We start from the raw sequence: 21,601 nt of genomic DNA on the forward strand, positions 1-21,601 counted from the left end.
GATAATTCTTATAGTTGGTTATCCATCCAACCGGTAATTGTATTCAGTACCTCTTGCTTCTCTAAATCATTATGCAACTCATGATATCCCCCTTCAAAAAGTTTCAGCTCCGTATATTTTTCCGATTGCTTGGCAAAAGCTTTACTGGCATAATGACTCGTAATATAATCATCGGTTCCGTGCAACAATAAAAGCGGAAGATGTAATTGCAGTGCTTTGGAAATAGCCTCTTCTCCCGCCTTTATAAAGGGTATTGAAAAATTCGGGCTTATTCTGTTGTGTACCAGCTTATCTTCTTTATACTTATTCACTTCTTTTTCATCTCTTGAAATATATTTTGCATCAATCCCGCTTGACAGAGTTATATTAGGAGCGATACGATAGAATAGCTTCCCCAATGCCATTTTCCAGGCAGGGGTTGGAAAAGCAATACGTAAAAACGGACTGGTTATAACGACTCCTTTTAATTCCGGTTTTCGTCGCAAGACATAGTTTAAAGCTACATTTCCTCCCATACTATGGCCGTATAAGAACCTCGGAAAACCGTTAAACAACTCATCAACTTTATCAAAAACCTCTGTTATACTATCAAGGACAGCTTCATATCCGGGGCACGTTCCCCGCTTACCTTCCGTATGCCCATGACCAAAGTGGTCGAAACCGATAACAGCATAACCTTTATCTATAAATTCAGGTACCACAAAAGAAGAATAACGTCCGCTGTGCGATCCCATGCCATGTACCAATACCACAACGGCTTTTAGCTGTTGCGGTTTCCAATACTGTCCGTATAACTTCTTGTTGTGACAATAAAAATAAAATTCGTTATGCTGCATCACTAAAATTTAGGTGTGGGTTAAAGTTACACTTTTTGATTATTTAACTTCCCTTCCAATACCTCACGCATGGCCTTTGCTTTTATAAGGCATTCTTCATATTCTTTTTCTGGAATCGATCTCGCTGTAATGGCACCTCCCACTGAATACGAAATATATTTTTTTGTTGCGTTGTAAAGAATACTTCTTATCACAACATTAAAATCAAAATCGCCAACGGGAGTAAAATACCCCACGGTTCCACTATAAAGCCCTCTTTTAGTTTCTTCAAGTTCTTCAATAATTTTCATAGCTGAAATTTTAGGCGCTCCTGTCATGCTTCCCATAGGAAAAGTTGCTTTAATTATATCTATTGGGTTCGTTTCATCAGGGACAATAGCTTTCACTGTGGATATGAGTTGATGTACCTGTTCGAAGGTGTATACCTTGCAAAGTTCTTCTACTTCCACCGTTCCTTTTTTGGCAACCCTCGACAGGTCATTTCTGACAAGGTCTACGATCATTATATTCTCAGAACGCTCTTTCGGGTTATTTCTCAACGAATTTACCAACTGTACATCAGCTTTTAAAAACTGTGCCCTTTTGGCGGTTCCTTTAATGGGCTGGGAAAGCACCTTGCTCCCTTCTTTTCTCAGATATCGTTCAGGCGATGCCGATAACAAATACTGATCCCTTATTTTAAGATAGGTTGCAAACGGAGGTTTTGAAATTTCATTTAAGTGCTTATAGCTTCTGAGGGGAGCTAGTTCCGTATCTTCCGCATAAAATTCCTGGCAAAAACTGGCTTCGTAAATATCTCCCCGATGAATATAATCCAGCATCTTTTTTACTTTAGCCATATATTCTTCTTTATGGATCCGCAATTTGATTTTTACATCTCCCGTATTTCCGGTTTCATAAGTACTGCTTTCCTGAAACGAATTAATTTCTTCGTAATCTGCTTCTACCTCATCGTCGACCATTGGTAAATAATGAAATTCTGCCACCCCCTCTTTTATGGTAACAATCTTTTTAGGCTGAAAAAAATAAAGATCCGGAAATTCCAGCCCGTCAAAATTACCTGACTTTAAATTTTCAACGTCATTTTTTAAATCATAAGAAAGGTAACCAAACAACCAGTCGTGTGAGACGGATTGGTACTCTTTGAGTTTTTCAAAAGCATCATATGTATCCGTTTGTATAGAAGTCAGGGCATCAAATGCCATTATACTGTCAAAAGAACTGTACCGCCTGTGATAATTATTGCTATCCAGCCAGGCCACCTCTTCAAATTGCTGTGCCCAAGACAAAAGTTTATCCTTAAAAACCTCTATATCTTCCGGAGTAAATTTTACAGTTTTTCTATACATACGAAGAAATTAATAATTCATTGTTACAAATTTAACAAACATTCGAAATAATAATTCATTTATATTTTCTAATATTGTATCCATAAAACAAAGGACAAACATTTATTAATTAAAATGCAAAACAATCAAAACATACAATTCTTATCGGAGCTAACGGCTCCCGGGATTGTTTTTGCTATTACTCCCGTTCGTCCTATCCGCCGCCGTCGCCCGTAAGGGTGCACAATAGTTATTGGAGTTAGGTGTGTCCAACTCCCCCGCGAAAAACCAGTTTTACTTAAATCAAGATTTTAATTTTTTAGAACACTATGCAGGTAGTTATTGCCAACAACTCGCATATTCAATATGCACAAATCATTTGTGATACTATTGAAGATTCTGCTAAGCAAAGAGGAACAGGAATTGCCAAGCGAACCACCGAGTATATCGTTACCAAAATACAAAATGGTAATGCTGTAATTGCATTGGACGGAGAGACCTTTGCCGGTTTTTGCTACATAGAAACCTGGGGGCATGAAAAATATGTTGCCAATTCAGGACTGATTGTACACCCTGATTTTAGAGGCCATGGACTAGCCACTAAAATAAAGAAAAAGGTTTTTGAACACAGCAGAAATAAATTTCCAGAAGCCAAGATATTTGGAATCACTACCGGTTTGGCCGTAATGAAAATCAATTACGATCTGGGGTATGAACCGGTTACCTTTTCTGAACTCACTGATGATCCGGCCTTTTGGAACGGATGCCAGACTTGTAAAAATTACGATATCTTAACAAGGACAGACAGAAAAATGTGCCTGTGTACCGGTATGTTGTATGATCCTGCTGATAAAGAACATAATCACAAACATTCGTATAACAAGAAAGTTTTTAAAAGATTAAAGAGTATTAAACAAAATATTTTCCTTAAAAAAGAAAAAAAGAAAAAATGAAGAAATTAGTTTTAGCCTATAGCGGAGGATTAGACACCTCGTATTGCGCCAAGTATTTATCTGAAGAAGAAGGATTTGATGTTCATGCTGTTAGTGTTAATACAGGAGGGTTCAGTAAAGAAGAAATCCGGAACATCGAAAGTAAGGCCAAAGTGCTTGGGGTTTCGTCGTACACCTCTATAGACGCAGTACAAACTTTTTACGATGAAGTTGTAAAATACCTTATTTACGGCAATGTTCTTAAAAACAACACTTATCCGCTCTCTGTAAGCGCCGAAAGAATCGTTCAGGCAATAGAGATCATAAAGTATGCAAAAAAAATCGATGCAAAGTATATTGCCCACGGAAGTACCGGTGCCGGTAACGATCAGGTCAGGTTTGATATGATTTTTCAAATTATCGCTCCCGAGATCGAGATCATAACTCCGATCAGGGACAAGAAACTTTCAAGACAGGAAGAAATAGAATACCTGTCCGGCAAAGGGGTTAACATGGAATGGTCCAAAGCCAAGTATTCCATCAACAAAGGCTTATGGGGCACCAGCGTAGGTGGTGAAGAAACTCTTACTTCTCACCTTCCGCTACCTGACGAGGCATACCCCAGCCAATTAACCAGTATGGGATCTCAAAAAGTAAAACTTACGTTTAATAAAGGCGAATTGACTGCCATTGACGGCAAAAAAGGGAAAGCTGTAGAGAATATTGAAAAATTAAACGAAATAGCTTCTGTCTATGCAATTGGAAGAGATATTCATGTAGGTGATACCATTATTGGAATTAAGGGAAGAGTAGGTTTTGAGGCCGCCGCTCCCATTATCATTATTAAAGCACATCATACGCTTGAGAAACATGTATTAACCAAATGGCAACAACATCATAAAGAGTATTTAGCCAACTGGTATGGTATGTTATTGCATGAAGGGCAATTTTTAGATGAAGCCATGAGAAACATTGAGGCTTTCTTAACCGATTCACAAAAGAATGTGTCGGGCGATGTCTGGGTAAGTTTGCATCCGTACAGATTTGTTATAGATGGTATTAAATCTGATCATGATCTGATGAGCGCCAAATTCGGGGCATACGGTGAAATGAACAAAGGCTGGACTGCCGATGATGCTAAAGGCTTTATAAAAATAATGTCTAATTCTGCTAAAATACACCAGGCAGTAAATCAGAATTAAAATGATTAAAGCAGGAATTATAGGAGGTTCAGGATATACCGGAGGAGAGTTAATAAGGTTATTACTAAACCACCCTCAAGCAACCATAGATTTTGTATTCAGCACGACAAGGGCAGGAAAACCTTTAAGTGATGCTCATGAGGATCTGTTGGGGCTTAGCGATATAAAATTTACAGGAGAGATCAATCCGGAAATAGATGTCTTGTTCTTATGTCTCGGACATGGGAATTCATCAAGCTTTCTGAATAACTACAAGTTTTCTGAAAACACAAAGATCATAGACCTCAGTAACGATTTTAGATTGCAAAATGATGCCAGTTTCAACGGTATGGAGTTTGTTTACGGCCTACCCGAACTGAATAAAGAAAAAATTAAAAGCGCAAAACAGCTTGCTAACCCGGGTTGTTTTGCTACAGCTATTCAATTAGCACTTTTACCTCTTGCCGCTGACAAGCGTTTACAACAGGAAATACATGTTAATGCCGTTACCGGAAGTACCGGAGCAGGGGTCAGTCCATCTGCTACATCGCATTTTAGCTGGAGAAATAATAATATTTCATGGTATAAGCCTTTTACGCATCAACATCTGGGTGAAATTGGCGAAAGTCTGGCTTCCCTGCAAGGTTCAGAGGCTTCATTGCTCTTTATGCCGCAACGCGGAAATTTTTCCAGAGGAATTTTTGTAACGGCATATACCAGGTTTACAGGATCTTTGGACGAAGCTAAAGCAATGTACGCCGGCTTTTACAAAGATGCTCCTTTCACCAAGGTGTCGGACAAAGAAATTCACCTGAAACAAGTGGTAAACACAAACATGTGTCATTTGCACCTTCATAAGCACGAAGATATATTACTGATCACCGGCGCTGAAGACAATCTGCTGAAGGGAGCCAGCGGACAAGCTGTTCAAAACATGAATTTAATGTTTGGATTGCCAGAAACAGAAGGATTACAGTTAAAGGCAAGTTATTTTTAATACACTAATAAACGTCACTGCAAAGCCATCAATAACAGGAAATAGCTGTGGCAGTCTCATTGGAGGCTTAGATTTCTATTTAAGGGATTACCGCGTCGCTCCATGAGTCGTTTTTCGCAATGACGCTCAAAATATAATGAACAACCAAAACACAGTTTGCAAAGATTCCGTATCGAGCAACCTGTAACTAATTTAACCCATATGAAAGTAGCTGTTATAGGCGCAGGAAATCTGGGGTTATCAATCGCAAAGGGACTGATAACCACTAATGCTATCACTACATTGTTTCTCACCAAGAGAAACAAAGAAAGCATCAAGGAATACGAAGAATACAAAAATGTTTTTGTAACGGACAACAATAGAGAAGCTGTTCAAAACTCAGACATTATAATCTTTGCTGTTCAGCCTGCCCAGTTCGAATCTATCCTTTTAGAAATAAAAGACCTGTTGCACCAGAACCATGTATTGATCTCTACCATTACAGGATTTAAAATCCCAAGAATAGAAGCTCTTATCGGATCTGATCATTACATTATCAGGAGCATGCCTAACACAGCCATTTCGGTTGGAAAATCCATGACCTGTTTATGTGCTAATGAAAAAGGAAAAAAACGTATTGACCTGGCTAAGGCAATCTTTAACCGTTTGGGGACATCGATCTCAATTCCTGAACACCAAATGCAGGCAGCTACCGTAATCTGTGCCAGCGGGATAGCCTTTTGGATGCGGCTGATCAGGGCAACAACCCAAGGAGCCATTCAATTAGGTTTCGATGCGGCTGAAGCTCAGGAAATGGCCATGCAAACCTGTGCCGGAGCTGCCGGTTTATTGATCCAGACCGGTAACCATCCCGAACAAGAGATCGATAAAGTTACAACTCCCCGGGGCTGTACCATTGAAGGTCTGAATGAAATGGAACATCAGGGACTCAGCTCCTCATTGATAAAAGGGATTGTGACCTCTTTTGAAAAAATTAATCAAATAGCTAAATAGACGCCCGTATTGAGGTATGAATATTGACAAATTACCAGGCCCGAAGAAAGCTGAATTTAAATCAAAAGAACAGAAATAAACAGTGTAACATCATCACCCGATAACAATATAACAATATTAAAGAAAACATGAAATTATTCGACGTTTATCCACTGTATGACATCACTCCTGTGAGGGGAGATAATGTTTATGTCTACGACGAAAAAGGACAACAATATCTCGACCTCTATGGAGGCCATGCTGTAATCTCTATCGGGCATTCGCATCCGCATTATACAGAGAAACTAAATGAACAGCTACATAAGCTCGGTTTTTATTCTAATGCCGTCAAAAACCCGTTGCAGCAAGAATTGGCAGATAAATTAGGTAACCTTTCGGGCTGTGACAATTATCAATTGTTTTTGTGCAACTCCGGGGCTGAAGCCAATGAAAACGCATTAAAGCTAGCGTCGTTTGTTACCGGAAAAAGCAGGGTGATTGCCTTTAACAATGCTTTTCATGGTAGAACCTCAGCAGCCGTTGCCGCTACAGATAATAAAAACATAAACGCACCCATAAATAGCCAGCACGACGTTTCCTTCCTTCCTTTAAACCAACTTCACTCTTTAGATTATGAATTAGTCAAAGGAGACGTATGTGCGGTTATTATTGAACCTATCCAGGGTGTCGGAGGTCTTGATGAGCCTACAACCAAGTTTTTAAAAGGCGCTCAGGAATTATGTAAAAAACACGGTGCTTTACTCGTATTGGACGAGGTTCAGTCCGGATACGGCAGAAGCGGGAAGTTCTTCGCTTTTCAGCATCATAATATCGAACCCGATATTATAGCCATGGCCAAAGGAATGGGAAATGGGTTCCCAGTGGGCGGTATTCTTATTCATCCTTCCATAGAAGCCAAATACGGAATGCTTGGCACCACCTTCGGAGGAAATCATTTGGCTTGTGCGGCAGGTATTGCCGTTTTAGATGTATTAAAAGAAAATAACCTTATAACACATGCCACTGAAATAGCTGCATACTTTACAGAAAAAGCCAAGAATCTTCCTCATCTGAAACAAATAAAAGGTCGTGGTTTAATGATCGGACTCGAATTCGAATTTGAAGTAGCTGATTTACGTAAAAAACTCATCTACGAAAAACGTATCTTTACAGGAGGTGCCGGCAATAAAAATTTACTCCGGATTCTTCCGCCTTTAACTGTTCAGAAAGAGCATATAGATCTCTTTATAGAAGCACTTTACGATGTCATTGATAATAAATAATTAAAAACGAATAGTGATTAATAATGATTTTACACATGGTTTCCGTTTTGTAAATCATTTGTCACAAAATACGATAATAATAAAATGGAACATTTTTTAGACCTGGACGATATTCCAAACATAGATCAGTTAATTAACGAGGCCATCAACTTGAAAAAAGCCCCTTATGCATTCGAGCAACTCGGAAAGCACAAAACCATCGGGCTCCTTTTCTTTAACTCAAGCCTCCGTACGCGGTTAAGTACTCAAAAAGCTGCTCAAAATCTGGGAATGAAGACAATGGTCTTAAATGTTTCGTCTGATAGTTGGGGCTTAGAATTTGAAGATGGTGCCGTTATGAACACCAATAAAGCTGAGCATGTAAGAGAAGCTGCTGCCGTTATCTCACAATATGTAGATATAATGGCTATTCGTGCCTTCCCTACGTTATGTGATAAAGAGAAAGACGAGCAGGAACAAGTACTGAAAAGTTTTCAAAAATACGCTTCAGTTCCAATTTTAAATATGGAAAGTGCAACCGGGCATCCATTACAGGCCCTGGCTGATGCTATCACCATTACAGAGTTAAAACAAAAGCAAAAACCGAAGGTTGTTTTATCGTGGGCACCACATCCGAAGGCCTTACCACATGCTGTTCCTAATTCTTTTGCTAAAATGATGCAACGTCTCGACGTAGACTTTGTTATCACACACCCAAAAGGATACGAACTAAATCCTGAGGTTACAAAAGATATCCCTATAACATATGATCAGGAAAAGGCGCTAAAAGATGCCGACTTCGTTTATGTCAAGAACTGGAGTTCATATAAAAATTACGGAGAAGTAGAATCTATTGATGAAAAATGGATGATGAACAGTGCGAAACTGGGGAATGCTAAATTCATGCACTGTTTGCCGGTTCGAAGAAACGTAATTGTTACTGACGAGGTACTTAACAGCAATCAATCGGTAGTTATCGAGCAGGCTAATAACAGAACTTATGCTGCCCAAGTGGTATTAAAGAATATTTTAGAGAGTCTATAGTATGAAACAAAAAGTATCCATAGTGAAAATAGGCGGAAACCTAATCGAAAATGAAACGATACTCGATGAGTTTATATCAAATTTTGCTGAGCTTGAAGGCCCTAAAGTATTAATTCACGGCGGTGGTAAGCTCGCTACTCAATTAGCCGGAAAATTAAGCATTCCGACACAAATGATAGAGGGCAGGAGAATTACAGATGCAGAGACCTTAAAGGTTATTATCATGGCATATGGCGGACTGGCGAGTAAAACCATCGTGGCAAAACTTCAAGGAAAGAATTGTAATGCTATTGGCCTGTCGGGTGCGGATCTAAACCTGATCCGTTCCGTAAAACGTCCCGTAAAAGAACATGATTTCGGTTTTGTAGGTGATGTAGAGGAAGTAAATACCGGAGCCCTTACACTGTTATTGGAAAATGATATTACTCCTGTATGCTGTGCTATTACTCACAATAAAAACGGGCAATTATTTAATACGAATGCCGATACCATTGCCTCAGAAATTGCCAGGGCTTTAAGTAATCATTACGAAACACACTTATATTATTGTTTCGAAAAAAGAGGGGTTTTGAGAGATCTTAAAGATGAAGACTCCGTAATAGAGCAAATCAACGCAGCATCGTACAAACAATTGTTAGGAGAAGGTATTATAGCAGATGGCATGCTCCCAAAACTTCATAATTGCTTTAATGCATTAAAGGAAAACGTTTCCTACGTATACATAGGAAGCATCGACATGATATCAAACCGACAAACTAAAAAAACAACCATCACCTTATGATACCACAAGAGCTTTCCATCCAAGCTATTGAACTATTAAAACAATTAATTGCCACGCAATCTTTTTCGTCGGAAGAAGAAGGAACTGCAAAACATATTGAAAACTGGTTTACTGCATTCGGAATTCCGTTTAAAAGGGAAAATAACAATGTGTGGGCTTTCAACAAACATTACGAAGAAGGAAAACCATTATTGTTACTCAATTCACATCACGATACGGTTAAACCCAACAATGCCTATACCAGAGACCCGTTTCATCCGCATATTGAAGATGGCAAGCTTTACGGGCTCGGGAGTAATGATGCAGGCGGTTGCCTGGTTTCTCTTTTAGCTACGTTTACCCATTTCTACGACAAAGGAGACCTAAAATATAACATCGTAATGGTAGCTTCTGCCGAAGAAGAAAGTTCAGGCCCAAACGGATTAAATTCCGTCTTAAAAAGGCTCCCCCTAATAGATGTGGCTATAGTTGGTGAACCTACACTGATGAACCTGGCCATTGCTGAAAAAGGATTGGTCGTGTTCGACGGAAAAATTAAAGGCACACCAAGCCATGCAGCACATCCTAATGACGATAATCCGATTTATAACACTATAGATGTTCTAAAATGGTTTAAAGACTTTGAATTTGAAAAAGTTTCAGAGGTGCTGGGGAAAGTAAAGATGACCGTAACTCAGATAAACGCCGGCAAACAACATAATGTGGTACCATCGGAAGTAGATATCGTAGTAGATGTTCGTGTAAATGATTGTTACAGCAACGAAGATGTTAATACCCTAATACAGGAAAATGCTCCCTGCGAAATGAATGCAAGATCATTACGCCTAAACTCATCTTCCATTCCGCAAGAACATGAACTTGTGCAGGCCGGTATTTCGCTGGGGCGCTCTACATACGGTTCTCCAACACTATCAGACCAGGCTGTACTGTATTGTCCGTCCTTAAAACTAGGTCCGGGCGATTCTACTCGGTCACATTCTGCCAATGAGTTTATATATGTGAATGAAATTGAAGAAGGCATTGAAATTTATATAAAGGTATTAGATAAAGTATTATAAATATGACGTTATACGGTTAAGCAGTAATGATAACATTTGCATAACAACATAACTTGACAATATCATAACAAAAACACACAAATCATGAAACTTTGGGACAAAGGTTTTTCAACAGACAAAAAGATAGATATATTCACGGTTGGGTCCGACAGAGAACTCGACCTGGTTATTGCCAAATACGATGTCATTGCCTCTAAAGCACATGCCAGGATGCTCGGAAAAATCGGATTATTGACTGAAAAGGAAGTATCTGATTTAACTCTTACTCTTGATGAAATCTGTAAGACTATCGAAGAAGGCACCTTTACTATTGAAGATAATTTTGAGGATGTACATTCTAAAATAGAATACTTACTAACGGATAAGCTTGGAGATACCGGGAAAAAGATTCACACAGCCAGATCGAGAAACGATCAGGTTTTAGTTGCGGTAAACCTTTATTTGAAGAACGAGCTAGCCGACATAAAAAAGCGCTCTAAGGAATTATTTGAAACATTGTTATCATTAGCGAACCAATACAAAGAAGTACTACTTCCCGGTTATACTCATTTACAGATAGCGATGCCGTCTTCGTTCGGGCTATGGTTCTCTGCTTATGCGGAAAGTTTGATTGATGATCTATATATGGTTGATGCTGCATACAAGATTGTTGATCAGAATCCATTAGGAAGTGCTGCCGGATACGGAAGTTCCTTCCCTATCGATAGAGCCTATACAACCAATGAACTCAAATTTGCTAACCAGAAATACAATGTGGTAGCTGCCCAAATGAGCCGGGGTAAATCTGAAAGGACCACAGCTATTGCCATTAGCGGCCTTGCTGCTACCCTCTCGAAATTTGCTATGGACATCTGTTTGTACATGAGTCAGAATTTCGATTTTATAACCTTCCCCAATGAATTAACCACAGGGTCGAGTATCATGCCTCATAAAAAGAACCCGGATGTTTTTGAACTTATCAGAGGTAAATGCAACAAGGTACAGGCAGTACCAAATCAACTGGCCTTGTTAACCACTAACCTGCCCAGCGGATATCACAGAGACCTCCAGCTTACCAAAGAAATTATAGTTCCTGCTATTCAGGAATTAAAATCATGTCTGGAAATGATGAACTTCTCTATCAAAAGCGTAATTGTAAAAGAAAGCATTCTCGATGATAAAAAATATGACTATCTCTTTAGTGTCGATACTCTGAATGATCTCGTATTAAGCGGAATGCCATTCAGGGACGCATACAAAAAGATGGGAATGGAAATTGAGAAGGGGACATTCAGTCCTAAACGCGACATAAATCATACTCATGACGGGAGCCTGGGCAATTTATGTCTTGATAAGATTAAAGAGAAGTTTAATAATATAGACTAGAACATATAAAAAGATCCTAAGTCTCGGATTCGTAAACATCATTCCGGTAACATTTAATTGGGAAACCAGTGATTACCGGATAAGATTTCATAACAGAGAACAAAAGGCAAAAGTTTACAAAGTATTCTGATTTGCGAAGTTTTTGCACACAGAACAAGGCTCTTATTTTCAATACATTAAACTTCAGGGACAATATCTTACAAGAAGCTCCTATTGAAAAACTATACTGCTATATCAGAAATAAATGAATATCTTAATGAAACGATAGTTGACCCGTTAATAGTTTAGCTGAGTCATAAATCCGTGAAATAAGGTGACTTACGGCATGGCAGGAGAATATATACGGTATGTATGGTGAATGTAAATAGTATATATGGGAGATATATAAGAAGGCTACGGAGTTTTTACGGACTTGAACGGACTTTTTGATGTTTCTATAGAAGAATAATATTGTTTTTAAAGTATATACTATCCTAAGTAACTACCAAAACCCTTATATTTTGGAACCTAAATACCGGATTCAGGCAATCAAATCCATTACAATTTCCGTTTATTGTAACTAATACAGAACAGAACTCTTAGTTTCTAAAACAAAGGCTTCTAACCTGCATTTCTCCTCAGTACGTTCAACTGTGTCAATGGTTCTGACTGGCGTTGTTTTACAATATTCTTCAGACGTTTTACCGCACTAGAACGGCTTTGTAAGCGATCCCTGTTTTTCTTCAGAGCATGGCACATAACACACAGGCCTGCTATAGAAATGGCAAACATCCCTGTTAATTGCATATATCCAACCTCTTTAGCCATTAAAACAATGAAAGAAATAAACAGAAAGTTTAACACACTAATAAAAAAACTAGCCCTTCTGTGTGATAACAACAATCCGTCAATAAAAAGATGATGGATATGATTTCTATCGGCTGAAAAAGGAGACCTGTTTTGTAAAAGGCGAATTGTAAACACACGGGCAGTATCGAACAGAGGCACTATCAGAATGCTTACGGCAACTACCGGAGCATTTTCCATCAAAAAAGGGAGTTCGATCATGTCAGAGGGATTCAATGCAAGCATCTTGACTGTAAGAGCGCTGATTATAAACCCGACTAACAAAGAGCCTGTATCTCCCATAAATATCTTCCGATGTACAGATAAGTTGTAATAAAGAAAGGCTAAAAGACACCCTTGTAATGCCAGGCAGACCAACATATAAAATGGCTCGTCAATCAGATAAAAAATGGTTCCGTATGCACCTGAAATAACCAACCCGACCATAGATGCCAAACCGTCGATGCCATCGATAAGGTTAAAAGCATTTATGATGACTATCATTAAAAATCCTGACAGAACCATCCCTAACCAAACCGGAATATCTCCAATTCCTAAAAAGCCATTAAACGTATTGAACTGAAAACCTGAATTATACAATATAAATCCGATCGCGGAGATCTGTGCAACCAATTTTGCCCTCGGACTTATTGATACCAGATCATCTTTTAAGCCGGCAATAAACACAATCGTGAGAGCCGGAACAAAATAGATTGCTTCTTCAAAGTGATCGAAATCCCTGATAAAGAACATTACCCCTATAAATGCCAGAAAGAAAGATACGCCTCCGAGTGTCGGGGTTTTGGTTTCATGCGAACTTCGACTCCCGGGGTCGTCCATTAAGTTTTTGTGAGTTACTACTCGTATTATTTTGGGAATGGTCCAGATTGTTAATACAAAACAACCTAGAAAGACTCCTATAGCATATAGCATAAGTTAGTTATTTATCCTGTTAATTTTTGCCTTTATCAAAGCTAAAGACACGCTCCTAAAACCACTTACGTTTTCCGTAATTACACTTCTGTTAAAAAACTGCTATCCATTTTTTATCAGTTCGGGGGATGTAACCTTACAAAAACTTTCCAAAAATATCCATAAAAAATTTTCTACGCAAATTAGAAAAGTCTTAATTAACTTAAATCTTTCGATTCTTAATGATTTATTATAATTTGGCCTTAACTGTTAACCTTCAGCTAATTTGGCCGTCATTTTCTCCAGATTACACAAATAAACCAAATCTCCTGTATTTGTGATCAATAACCTTTTATGACATAGATGAATAATCTTTACAAAGGTTGCTTTGTATACAGGAGATCTTTTCTTTTATGCCTAAAAACAGAATGATTCTAAATAATCCCCCCCATGAATGGGTCTGTTTTTGAGTGTTCGCCGGTTTCTACTCTTCCCGCAAATCTTCGTTCATAACGATCGGCACCTTTTACCCTAACGGAAAAATCGTACCAGTTATAACTTCCTTCAGTTTTTACGAGAATGGTTTGTTCTTTTTGGGCTTTGATCAAAGGTGTCTGAGATCGTTCTCCATATGCATTGTCGTTGATTATCAACACAATGTCATCTTTGGAATGATTTGCAATTTTTAATTCGATATTCCCTGAAAGTTTTTTAATGAACCTTCCTTTTTGTTCATATGTACAGGTTATTTCAATATCCGGGTCATTTATGTCTCCCTTAAACTCCCGGTAGAACCCGTTCGGCCCATAGGCTCTAAGATGATAATTTTTATTTTCGAAATGGTCTAAAGGCCAGTTGTCTTCAATGATATCGCCGGCCTTTACAGCATAAGACCAGGTCCTGACCGATTCGAAAACCGATGCAGAAGTGTCTTCTTTTAAATAACGCCCGGGAGCATACACATTAAAAGGAGCTCCTGCCGCCTGATTCTTGAAAACATCATCAGAAGCTTCAAAAGACAATTTGAATTGATTCGCATTTCGGTCTAATCGACCATTTACATACAATTCATATGGTAAGGCACAAGAATTCTTTACGCCATTTTCCTGCTTTGGCAAAAGAGCTGTCAGGCGCATATTTCTTATAACCTGATCGATTTCTGCTGCTGACAAAGCTTTAAAATTAGCCGGTACTTCTTTAAAACCGGCATTATTGATATCTTTCATCAACTCATCCCTGTGTACAAAATCAGAAAAAACAAACTGGGAGGGATTGTATGGTCTGAAAGCTGATGTGAGATTGCCCGAAATCGTTCTTCGCCAACTACTTATATTGGTTTCTTTAAGTTCCTTTCCTTTCTTTTTACTTAAGAATGTTTCAAGAAACTGAATGGTGGAAGTAATATCACATACCTCAGAATTTACCCATCCGCCACGGGTCCATGGAGAAGCTACGATCATCGGAACCCGATATCCCAGGCCAACAGCACTTTCGCGGGCATTTTCCGGTTTTACCCCCTTCTTAAGTTCTTCCTTGAGTGTTACATATTCCGCAGATGTATCGATACCTTCAGAGCATGCCTTCCTGTCTTTCGGATCGGGAGCAACAAAAGGCGGTATATGGTCAAAATACCCATCATTTTCGTCATAGGTGAGAATAAAGATGGTTTTTTTCCATATTTCCGGGTTCTTGGTTAAGATATCAAGTACTTCAGACACATACCAGGCTCCATACCAGGGTGCACTTGGGTGGTCGGAAAACTTCTGGGGAGCCACCAGCCACGAGACTGCCGGCAACTTACCATTATCTACATCCTCTCTGAATTGGTGAAGAATATCTCCTTTCGGTATCCGGATCGCTCTTTCTTCATCGCCTTCCTTATAAATCAAGGTTTCTGTTTGGTGATAGTCAGGATCTCCGATATTAGTTGTAAAGGCTTTTTCGTGAAGGTTTTTCTGAAACTGAGAAAGCTTATCATAGCTCTCCGGGTTCCATAGTTCCAGCTCTTCCGTTATTTTAACCAGTTGTTTTGCTTTCTTTTCCAGCTCATTACGTAAACTCTGGGATTTTGCCTTTGGAAGTTTTGCTATCTCTTCTTTTAGGGTTTCGATTTCCTCCGGGAGCTCTGATCTTCTTTTTTTAAGAAAACGTTGATGTCCGGTGGCATAGCGAATGTTGAACTGTGAAAACCATTCCAGGTTATTATCCGTAAAATTACCTAGCAATGAAGTGTCTTCTCCCTTTAGACCTGTTTGGATACTCACTTCATTTTGATATATTCTCCATGAAACCCCCATCTCTTCCAAACGCTCCGGAAAAGTCTTCCAGTTTACTTCTTTTGTATAATATACCTCAGAGTTCCTGACATTGGCAGGGGCTTCTTTACTTCCTTTATTGGCTCCGGTCCAAAAATACATTCTGTTGGTTGTCGTTCCTGTTAAAGATGAGCAAAAATGCTGATCGAAAACAGTAAAAGCATCTGCAAAAGAGTAGTAAAAAGGGATATCCTGACGATTGTAATATCCCATGGTAAACGGAATATCCTTATATGCCTTTCTCCATACTTTTTTAGCTTCCAGCCATTTATCAAATTTACCTTCATTCCGGGCATCTACCTGATCTTCCCATGAATGCGGCAAATCACCCATCCAGGTTGCTTTCGTGTCTTTTATGTTTAACCGAAAAGGCGCGTATGTTTCTCCTTTCTTATTAGTCTGTAACCAAACAGGATTTTTATTGGGCAAGTCTATCGCTCTGGGATCATTAAACCCGCGTACCCCTTTTAAGGTACCAAAACAATGATCGAAAGACCTGTTTTCCTGCATTAATAAAACCACATGCTCGGCATCTTCAAAAGTTGATCCTTCTTTGGGGTTTATTGCCAAGGCTTTTTGTATTGAAGGAGGAAAAGCCATTGAAACCCCTACTCCTCCACTAAGCAGGGCTGCTTTTTTTAAAAAATCTCTTCTGTTATCCATTATATGTTTGATCTCTTTGAGTTCATAAGAACCATCAATATTACTCAAAAAGAAATGAATTCGAAAAACACAACCTTACTAATCATAATTCTTAATACTAACTTAAAAGTCTGCTAACATTATTTATCAGGCGGCAGAAATTTTTTTCCTAAAAAAATAATCTTGCGTTATCGTTCTTTAAAAGGTATGCATCTATTATCCGGTCGAAATCCCTATCGGCAACTACTGGTTTTATATAGTTTTTAAAATCACATAACCGGGTGATTGTTTCTTCTTCGCTCAGAAAACCATGCCCGATATAGTGGTTGTCTTCCACCAGCACAATTCCATTTTCATCAGGGGTCCGGCCTTTTTCCATAATTACAAAGTCTTTACGCTCGGATGTAATGTTCTTTACGGCTTGATGTACTTTTTTATTGTATTCGGTTATAGACTCATTTCCCCTGCATATTCCCTCGCATGTATCTATTTTAAAATGAGAACAATGAACCGCTTTCTTCTGTAATTGAGTGTACTTCGGACACAACTTGTATACTGAACATACGTACTCTAAAAAGGCTATACATTCGATAACCGAATGAAACGTTTTTATGGGATGGCTGATATTACTGACCGTATTGTAAACTATGTGCTTTATCCCTTTTCTGTCTGTGTATATTGTGATACCATATCCTTTTGACCGCCTTTTCTGAGCAGTGTTATACTTAGGGTAATGTCTCTTAATTTCTGAAGCTTCCATCAGCAAGGCCAATAGTTCACTCCCTGTTTCTTCATACTCAACAAATGCCGTTTCTTTGGTAAGAGCTAATTCTTTCGCTTTTTTATCATAGAAATGGCCGAACACTCTTTTTTTAATATCAACAGCCTTGCCTACGTATATTATTTTTCTTTCAGCATCAAAAAAGTAATATATCCCCGGAGAGTTTGGCAAATTTTCAACTGACTTTTTCGGTAATAAAGGAGGTAAGGTTAATTCTTTCGATCTTGCATTGAGGTGTTTGGTTATACTATTTTTGCTATCATTTAACAGCAGTTTTTCAAACAACTTTACAGTAGCATCCGCATCTCCTTTTGCCCTGTGCCTGTCCTTTACAGGAATATCCAGTTGCCTGCAAAGATTGCCCAGGCTATATGAACGAAAACCGGGAAATATTTGACGGGAGAGCCTTACTGTACACAACCGTTTTCTGCTATAGCTCCTCCCAATGCGTTTGTACTCGTTTTTAATGACATTATAATCAAAATTAACACTATGCGCCACAAAGATATGATCAGTTGTGATCTCATCTATGATATCGGCTATCTGATTAAAAGTAGGGGCTCCTGCGAGCATGTCATTATCAATACCTGTTAAACCCGTTACATACCTGGATACGTCCATTTCCGGGTTAACAAGAGTATGGTATTCCCTGACAATAACTATTCCGTTATAAACGACGACAGCGATTTCCGTTATACGGTTATCCTGCCCTCCAAAACCGGTAGTTTCTATATCTACTATTGCATACATCGATACGCTGCAGTTTTCTTCAATATAACTATTTTTGGTTAGAAATTTACAAACCCGTTCAAAACAGAAAATGTTCAGCAGGTCTGCAACAATCGCCATACACGACAGCCGACTTTAACGATAAAAATAATGATTTCTTCCAGGTAATTAATTATCGTCTTGTTTCTTTTATCATTACATGAGAGCAATACCGAAACACCGGATGACCCGGGCAAACCCCTTAGTTAGTAAGGTAAGAGAATTAAAAACCCAGGAACTCTGTAAAAATCCGGAAGAGAACGCTGGGAAGTAATTTTAACACACGAAAGTACCCCCTGCTTATTCCGGAGCAAAACATGGTACCCCTTCCGATACTAGAACCCCCAAATACACATCGATCCTGCTCCCCGTCTTAGCAAGGCAACTGCCTCGGAGCTAATTCTCGGGACATGAAGAGAAAAATCTCAATTATCAAGCTACCTTCTAACCGATTCCATCCGATTTCCTTAACAATTAATTCACTTTCAAGTAAAATTTTATTTAATATTTGTTAACCTCTTAAGTTTACTTATATTAAATATATGATTCATTTTTGCTCAGAATTTTAACCATAACTAACATTTTGTAACCAAAAATGAAAACAATCAAACTAATTAATCAACTGCTGCTACTGATTTTATCATCAGTGACATATGCTCAGAACGGGACCCTTAAGGGAAGGGTGCTTGATGGAGATTTCCCTCTTCCCGGGGCGACAATACACATTTATGGTACCCAAAAAGGGACTACCACTGATTTTGACGGTTATTTCTCTCTAACGGGAATAAACGGAAATGAAAACCGGCTTATAATAAGCTATATAGGATACCAGCAACATACTTCTAATGTTTCATTTGCATCAGAAAAAACTATAGACATAGGAAACATCATCCTTAAACCTGAAGCCTCTCAATTGGAAGAGGTTGTGGTTCAGGGAACAGCATCAAGAAGATTAAGTGAGGCCAAAGCATTAAACCTTCAAAAAAATGCATTAAGTATTAAAAGTGTCATAGCTTCTGACGGTATAGGGAAACTTCCGGACCGTAATGCGGCAGAGGCAGTACAGCGGATACCTGGTGTTTCTATCGAAAGAGATCAGGGCGAAGGCCGTTATGTAGCTGTACGTGGTTTGCCTGCCGAGTGGAACTCTACCACGATGAACGGAAACAGGATTCCAACCGGAGCAGACGAAGGGGGAAGTAGAGCCACTGCCTTTGACTTCTTCCCTACTGAAATGATAGCTTACGTGGAGGTTTCGAAGGCCTTAACCCCCGATATAGATGCCGATGGAATTGGAGGTAGCGTAAATTTTATTACCAAAACAGCTCCTTCTAAATTCACCCTGGATGCAACATTAGGTTCCGGATATAATGAAAAATCAGGTAAAGGCATTTACAGTGGAAATGTTACGATAGGTAACAAATCTGATTCGGGAAAGACCGGTTTTATTTTAAGTGTTTCACAGTGGAACAGAAACTGGGCCTCAGATAATTTTGAAGCCAGAAGAAGTGGCGATCACGGTGTTTATCGCCTCGAATTGAGAGACTATATAGGTGAAAGAAAAACCACAGGTGTGAATGGAGCCTTTGAATTTAACCCAAGTACAAAAGACAAGATTTTTACAAAAATCAATTATGGAAAACTAGTAGACACTGAAATTCATTATAAACACAGGATCCGTTTTGATAAATACAAAGAAGATTCTCAAACCGGTCGTGTTGAATTACAGAACATCTATAACGATCTTATATTCGAATTCATTGGAGCCGAACTAGGAGGAAAACACCTGGGTAACAACGGTATTTTTGACTGGAGCCTGGCCACTTACAGAAATGAATTCAGCTATGGTAACATTCCGGATAAGAACAACCATAGTTATTATGTTGTTAAATTCAATCAAAATGGAATTGGTTTCAATCCAGGCCTTATCGAAGATCGCGGAGTTGGGCCAAGAGCATACTGGGACTCTGACGGCGGGGCATTGAACTATTACAACAATATGTTTGATGTTTACTCTGACCCAAACTTTCAAATGGATCCGACAAAAATGGTATTTGCCGACCTCGAACTATACAAAGTCGGGGTTATGGAACGCGATAATATAATTGCGGGGGCTAATTATGAATTAACTGCCAACGATAATCTAAAACTTAAGTTTGGCGCCAAATTCAGGGATAAGGACAGAAAAGCTGTTTTTGCTGATGAATTTTACGGATGGTCAGGGAATGGTGCTGCCCCTACCCTTGCCGATTATGCTCAATACAATATCGAACAGCCCGGGAGACTTGATTATTTAAATGAATTAAATACATCCGGAAAATCATTCAATCAGGTTCTTTCTACCGAAGGCGTGGTACAGTTCTACAAAGACAATTTCTTTAACGGCAACCTTTCGCTACTGGAAGGTGATTCTGAATTATTACACAATGGCGGTGGCTTAGGAAGAAATTTCGACGTAAACGAACAACACGCATCTGTATACGGAATGGCTACTTACAAGTTTTCCGACAAGCTTACATTATTAGGAGGGTTAAGAGCTACCAACACAAGGGCAAAAGTAGATGGTTATCAATTTGATGTGACTCCGGAAAATCCGGAAGGGATTTTAAGAAAAGTATCTCAGGATAAAAACTACCTGTCAATATTGCCAATGGTACATTTAAAATACGTTCCTAACGAGCGTACAAACCTAAGGTTAGCTGTTACCAGAACATTTGCAAGACCTGAATTTGCATATATGGCGCCGGGTGGTACTTACATTGCAGCAGATAATGAATTTAAAGGAGGAAATCCCGATCTAAACCCTACGTACTCGCTTAACTTTGACCTTATGGGAGAGTTCTATTTAGGCAAGCTAGATGTAATCACTGCAGGGGTTTTCTACAAGTCAATAACAGATCCTATCTTTAACGATACACAGCAAGGAACTATAAACGGTATTAGCGGCGTTGAAATTTCAAGACCTCGAAATGGTGATAATGCCTGGTTAATGGGCGCAGAGATAAGTGCCAACAAAAAGTTTGACTTCTTACCGGGATTCCTTAATGGTTTCGGGATGCAGGCAAATTACACTTATACCAAATCAGAATTTACAATTCCGGGAAGAGAAGGTACAACAAGGCTTCCAAGACAAGGAGACCATCTGATCAATGCGCAGTTATATTATGAAAAAGGCCGCTTTAACATTCGAGGCGCCTATAACTTTAAAGGTGCCTACATTACTGATCACGGCAGTGGTCCGGAAAGAGATGACATCTATTACGGAGACTATTCGGCTCTTGATGCCAATGCTTCTTTTAAAATAAACGAGCATTTTACCATTTTCGCTGAGGTCAATAATATCCTCAATGAACCTCTTGAGTATTATTACGGAGATTCCAGCAGACCAAGACAGGTTGAGTTTCATGGTTTAAGAGGACAAGCAGGAATTAAGTGGAGCCTGTAAATAATTTCATCACTTAAATTCTCTCCACTTTATAACTGTCTTAAAAGAATCCGGTTTGACATGGTCAAACCGGATTTCTCATTTTTTAACATCCTCGATAAAGATCAACGAATGAACACCTTGCCATTCGACACGAATTAACAATTTATTCATCTAC

The 21,601-nt window shown here is 38.9% G+C and carries 15 protein-coding genes; 10 read left to right on the forward strand and 5 right to left on the reverse strand.

Annotation, left to right across the window (positions count from 1 at the left end; genetic code table 11):
* Nucleotides 1-8 precede the first annotated feature (8 nt).
* A complete protein-coding gene (locus MQE36_RS15550) occupies nucleotides 9-836 on the reverse strand; it encodes an alpha/beta hydrolase (RefSeq protein ID WP_242936887.1) in 828 nt (275 codons plus the stop codon).
* A 26-nt stretch (nucleotides 837-862) separates the two neighbouring features.
* Nucleotides 863-2,185 (reverse strand): aminodeoxychorismate synthase component I, encoded by a 1,323-nt coding sequence (gene pabB / locus MQE36_RS15555; RefSeq protein ID WP_242936888.1) that lies wholly within the window; start codon nucleotides 2,183-2,185, stop codon nucleotides 863-865.
* A 308-nt stretch (nucleotides 2,186-2,493) separates the two neighbouring features.
* Between pabB and MQE36_RS15560 the strand changes: the two genes are divergently transcribed.
* The 9 genes from MQE36_RS15560 (at nucleotide 2,494) to argH (ending at nucleotide 11,756) form a co-directional block, all read left to right on the forward strand.
* Nucleotides 2,494-3,117, forward strand: coding sequence for a GNAT family N-acetyltransferase (locus MQE36_RS15560; protein ID WP_242936889.1), 624 nt, complete (start codon nucleotides 2,494-2,496; stop codon nucleotides 3,115-3,117).
* Nucleotides 3,114-4,298 carry an argininosuccinate synthase gene (locus MQE36_RS15565; protein ID WP_242936890.1) on the forward strand — a complete coding sequence of 395 codons (1,185 nt, stop codon included), beginning with the start codon at nucleotides 3,114-3,116 and terminating at the stop codon, nucleotides 4,296-4,298. The genes MQE36_RS15560 and MQE36_RS15565 overlap by 4 nt, the downstream gene beginning before the upstream one ends.
* Before the next feature lies 1 nt (nucleotide 4,299).
* Nucleotides 4,300-5,274 carry an N-acetyl-gamma-glutamyl-phosphate reductase gene (gene argC, locus MQE36_RS15570; RefSeq protein ID WP_242936891.1) on the forward strand — a complete coding sequence of 325 codons (975 nt, stop codon included), beginning with the start codon at nucleotides 4,300-4,302 and terminating at the stop codon, nucleotides 5,272-5,274.
* A gap of 201 nt (nucleotides 5,275-5,475) precedes the next feature.
* Nucleotides 5,476-6,267: a pyrroline-5-carboxylate reductase gene (gene proC, locus MQE36_RS15575; protein WP_242936892.1), complete on the forward strand. Its 792-nt coding sequence runs from the start codon at nucleotides 5,476-5,478 to the stop codon at nucleotides 6,265-6,267.
* A gap of 128 nt (nucleotides 6,268-6,395) precedes the next feature.
* Nucleotides 6,396-7,529 carry an aspartate aminotransferase family protein gene (locus tag MQE36_RS15580; protein WP_242936893.1) on the forward strand — a complete coding sequence of 378 codons (1,134 nt, stop codon included), beginning with the start codon at nucleotides 6,396-6,398 and terminating at the stop codon, nucleotides 7,527-7,529.
* Nucleotides 7,530-7,613: 84 nt separating this feature from the next.
* Nucleotides 7,614-8,552 carry an N-acetylornithine carbamoyltransferase gene (locus MQE36_RS15585; protein ID WP_242936894.1) on the forward strand — a complete coding sequence of 313 codons (939 nt, stop codon included), beginning with the start codon at nucleotides 7,614-7,616 and terminating at the stop codon, nucleotides 8,550-8,552.
* Nucleotide 8,553: 1 nt separating this feature from the next.
* Complete coding sequence (gene argB / locus MQE36_RS15590) at nucleotides 8,554-9,333, forward strand: acetylglutamate kinase (RefSeq protein ID WP_242936895.1); 780 nt, start codon at nucleotides 8,554-8,556, stop codon at nucleotides 9,331-9,333.
* Nucleotides 9,330-10,391, forward strand: coding sequence for a M20 family metallo-hydrolase (locus tag MQE36_RS15595; protein ID WP_242936896.1), 1,062 nt, complete (start codon nucleotides 9,330-9,332; stop codon nucleotides 10,389-10,391). The genes argB and MQE36_RS15595 overlap by 4 nt, the downstream gene beginning before the upstream one ends.
* Nucleotides 10,392-10,475: 84 nt before the next feature.
* Nucleotides 10,476-11,756 carry an argininosuccinate lyase gene (argH, locus tag MQE36_RS15600; protein ID WP_242936897.1) on the forward strand — a complete coding sequence of 427 codons (1,281 nt, stop codon included), beginning with the start codon at nucleotides 10,476-10,478 and terminating at the stop codon, nucleotides 11,754-11,756.
* 600 nt (nucleotides 11,757-12,356) lie between these two features.
* On the opposite strand, the gene MQE36_RS15605 is transcribed toward argH, so the two are convergent.
* The 3 genes from MQE36_RS15605 to MQE36_RS15615 all read right to left on the reverse strand — a co-directional run bounded on the left by MQE36_RS15605 (nucleotide 12,357) and on the right by MQE36_RS15615 (nucleotide 17,981).
* The gene (locus MQE36_RS15605; protein WP_242936898.1) at nucleotides 12,357-13,514 is read right to left on the reverse strand and encodes a glycosyltransferase family 4 protein; all 1,158 of its coding nucleotides are present in this window, start codon (nucleotides 13,512-13,514) and stop codon (nucleotides 12,357-12,359) included.
* Nucleotides 13,515-13,927: 413 nt separating this feature from the next.
* Complete coding sequence (locus MQE36_RS15610) at nucleotides 13,928-16,471, reverse strand: phosphocholine-specific phospholipase C (protein WP_479729391.1); 2,544 nt, start codon at nucleotides 16,469-16,471, stop codon at nucleotides 13,928-13,930.
* A 148-nt stretch (nucleotides 16,472-16,619) separates the two neighbouring features.
* Entirely contained in the window at nucleotides 16,620-17,981 is a 1,362-nt protein-coding gene (locus MQE36_RS15615) for an exonuclease domain-containing protein (protein ID WP_242936900.1), read from the reverse strand.
* Between the two features lie 613 nt (nucleotides 17,982-18,594).
* Between MQE36_RS15615 and MQE36_RS15620 the strand changes: the two genes are divergently transcribed.
* Entirely contained in the window at nucleotides 18,595-21,444 is a 2,850-nt protein-coding gene (locus MQE36_RS15620) for a TonB-dependent receptor (RefSeq protein WP_242936901.1), read from the forward strand.
* Nucleotides 21,445-21,601: the final 157 nt, after the last annotated feature.

This window comes from Zhouia spongiae (assembly GCF_022760175.1).
GTDB lineage: Bacteria > Bacteroidota > Bacteroidia > Flavobacteriales > Flavobacteriaceae > Zhouia > Zhouia spongiae.

Coding starts and splice junctions, on each gene's coding strand:
- argB (WP_242936895.1), top strand. CDS start 8,554: ATGAAACAAAAAGTATCCATAGTGAAAATAGGCGGAAACCTAATCGAA.
- MQE36_RS15565 (WP_242936890.1), top strand. CDS start 3,114: ATGAAGAAATTAGTTTTAGCCTATAGCGGAGGATTAGACACCTCGTAT.
- proC (WP_242936892.1), top strand. CDS start 5,476: ATGAAAGTAGCTGTTATAGGCGCAGGAAATCTGGGGTTATCAATCGCA.
- MQE36_RS15585 (WP_242936894.1), top strand. CDS start 7,614: ATGGAACATTTTTTAGACCTGGACGATATTCCAAACATAGATCAGTTA.
- MQE36_RS15595 (WP_242936896.1), top strand. CDS start 9,330: ATGATACCACAAGAGCTTTCCATCCAAGCTATTGAACTATTAAAACAA.
- MQE36_RS15610 (WP_479729391.1), bottom strand. CDS start 16,471: ATGGATAACAGAAGAGATTTTTTAAAAAAAGCAGCCCTGCTTAGTGGA.
- MQE36_RS15550 (WP_242936887.1), bottom strand. CDS start 836: ATGCAGCATAACGAATTTTATTTTTATTGTCACAACAAGAAGTTATAC.
- argH (WP_242936897.1), top strand. CDS start 10,476: ATGAAACTTTGGGACAAAGGTTTTTCAACAGACAAAAAGATAGATATA.
- MQE36_RS15580 (WP_242936893.1), top strand. CDS start 6,396: ATGAAATTATTCGACGTTTATCCACTGTATGACATCACTCCTGTGAGG.
- argC (WP_242936891.1), top strand. CDS start 4,300: ATGATTAAAGCAGGAATTATAGGAGGTTCAGGATATACCGGAGGAGAG.
- MQE36_RS15560 (WP_242936889.1), top strand. CDS start 2,494: ATGCAGGTAGTTATTGCCAACAACTCGCATATTCAATATGCACAAATC.
- MQE36_RS15620 (WP_242936901.1), top strand. CDS start 18,595: ATGAAAACAATCAAACTAATTAATCAACTGCTGCTACTGATTTTATCA.
- MQE36_RS15605 (WP_242936898.1), bottom strand. CDS start 13,514: ATGCTATATGCTATAGGAGTCTTTCTAGGTTGTTTTGTATTAACAATC.
- MQE36_RS15615 (WP_242936900.1), bottom strand. CDS start 17,981: ATGTATGCAATAGTAGATATAGAAACTACCGGTTTTGGAGGGCAGGAT.
- pabB (WP_242936888.1), bottom strand. CDS start 2,185: ATGTATAGAAAAACTGTAAAATTTACTCCGGAAGATATAGAGGTTTTT.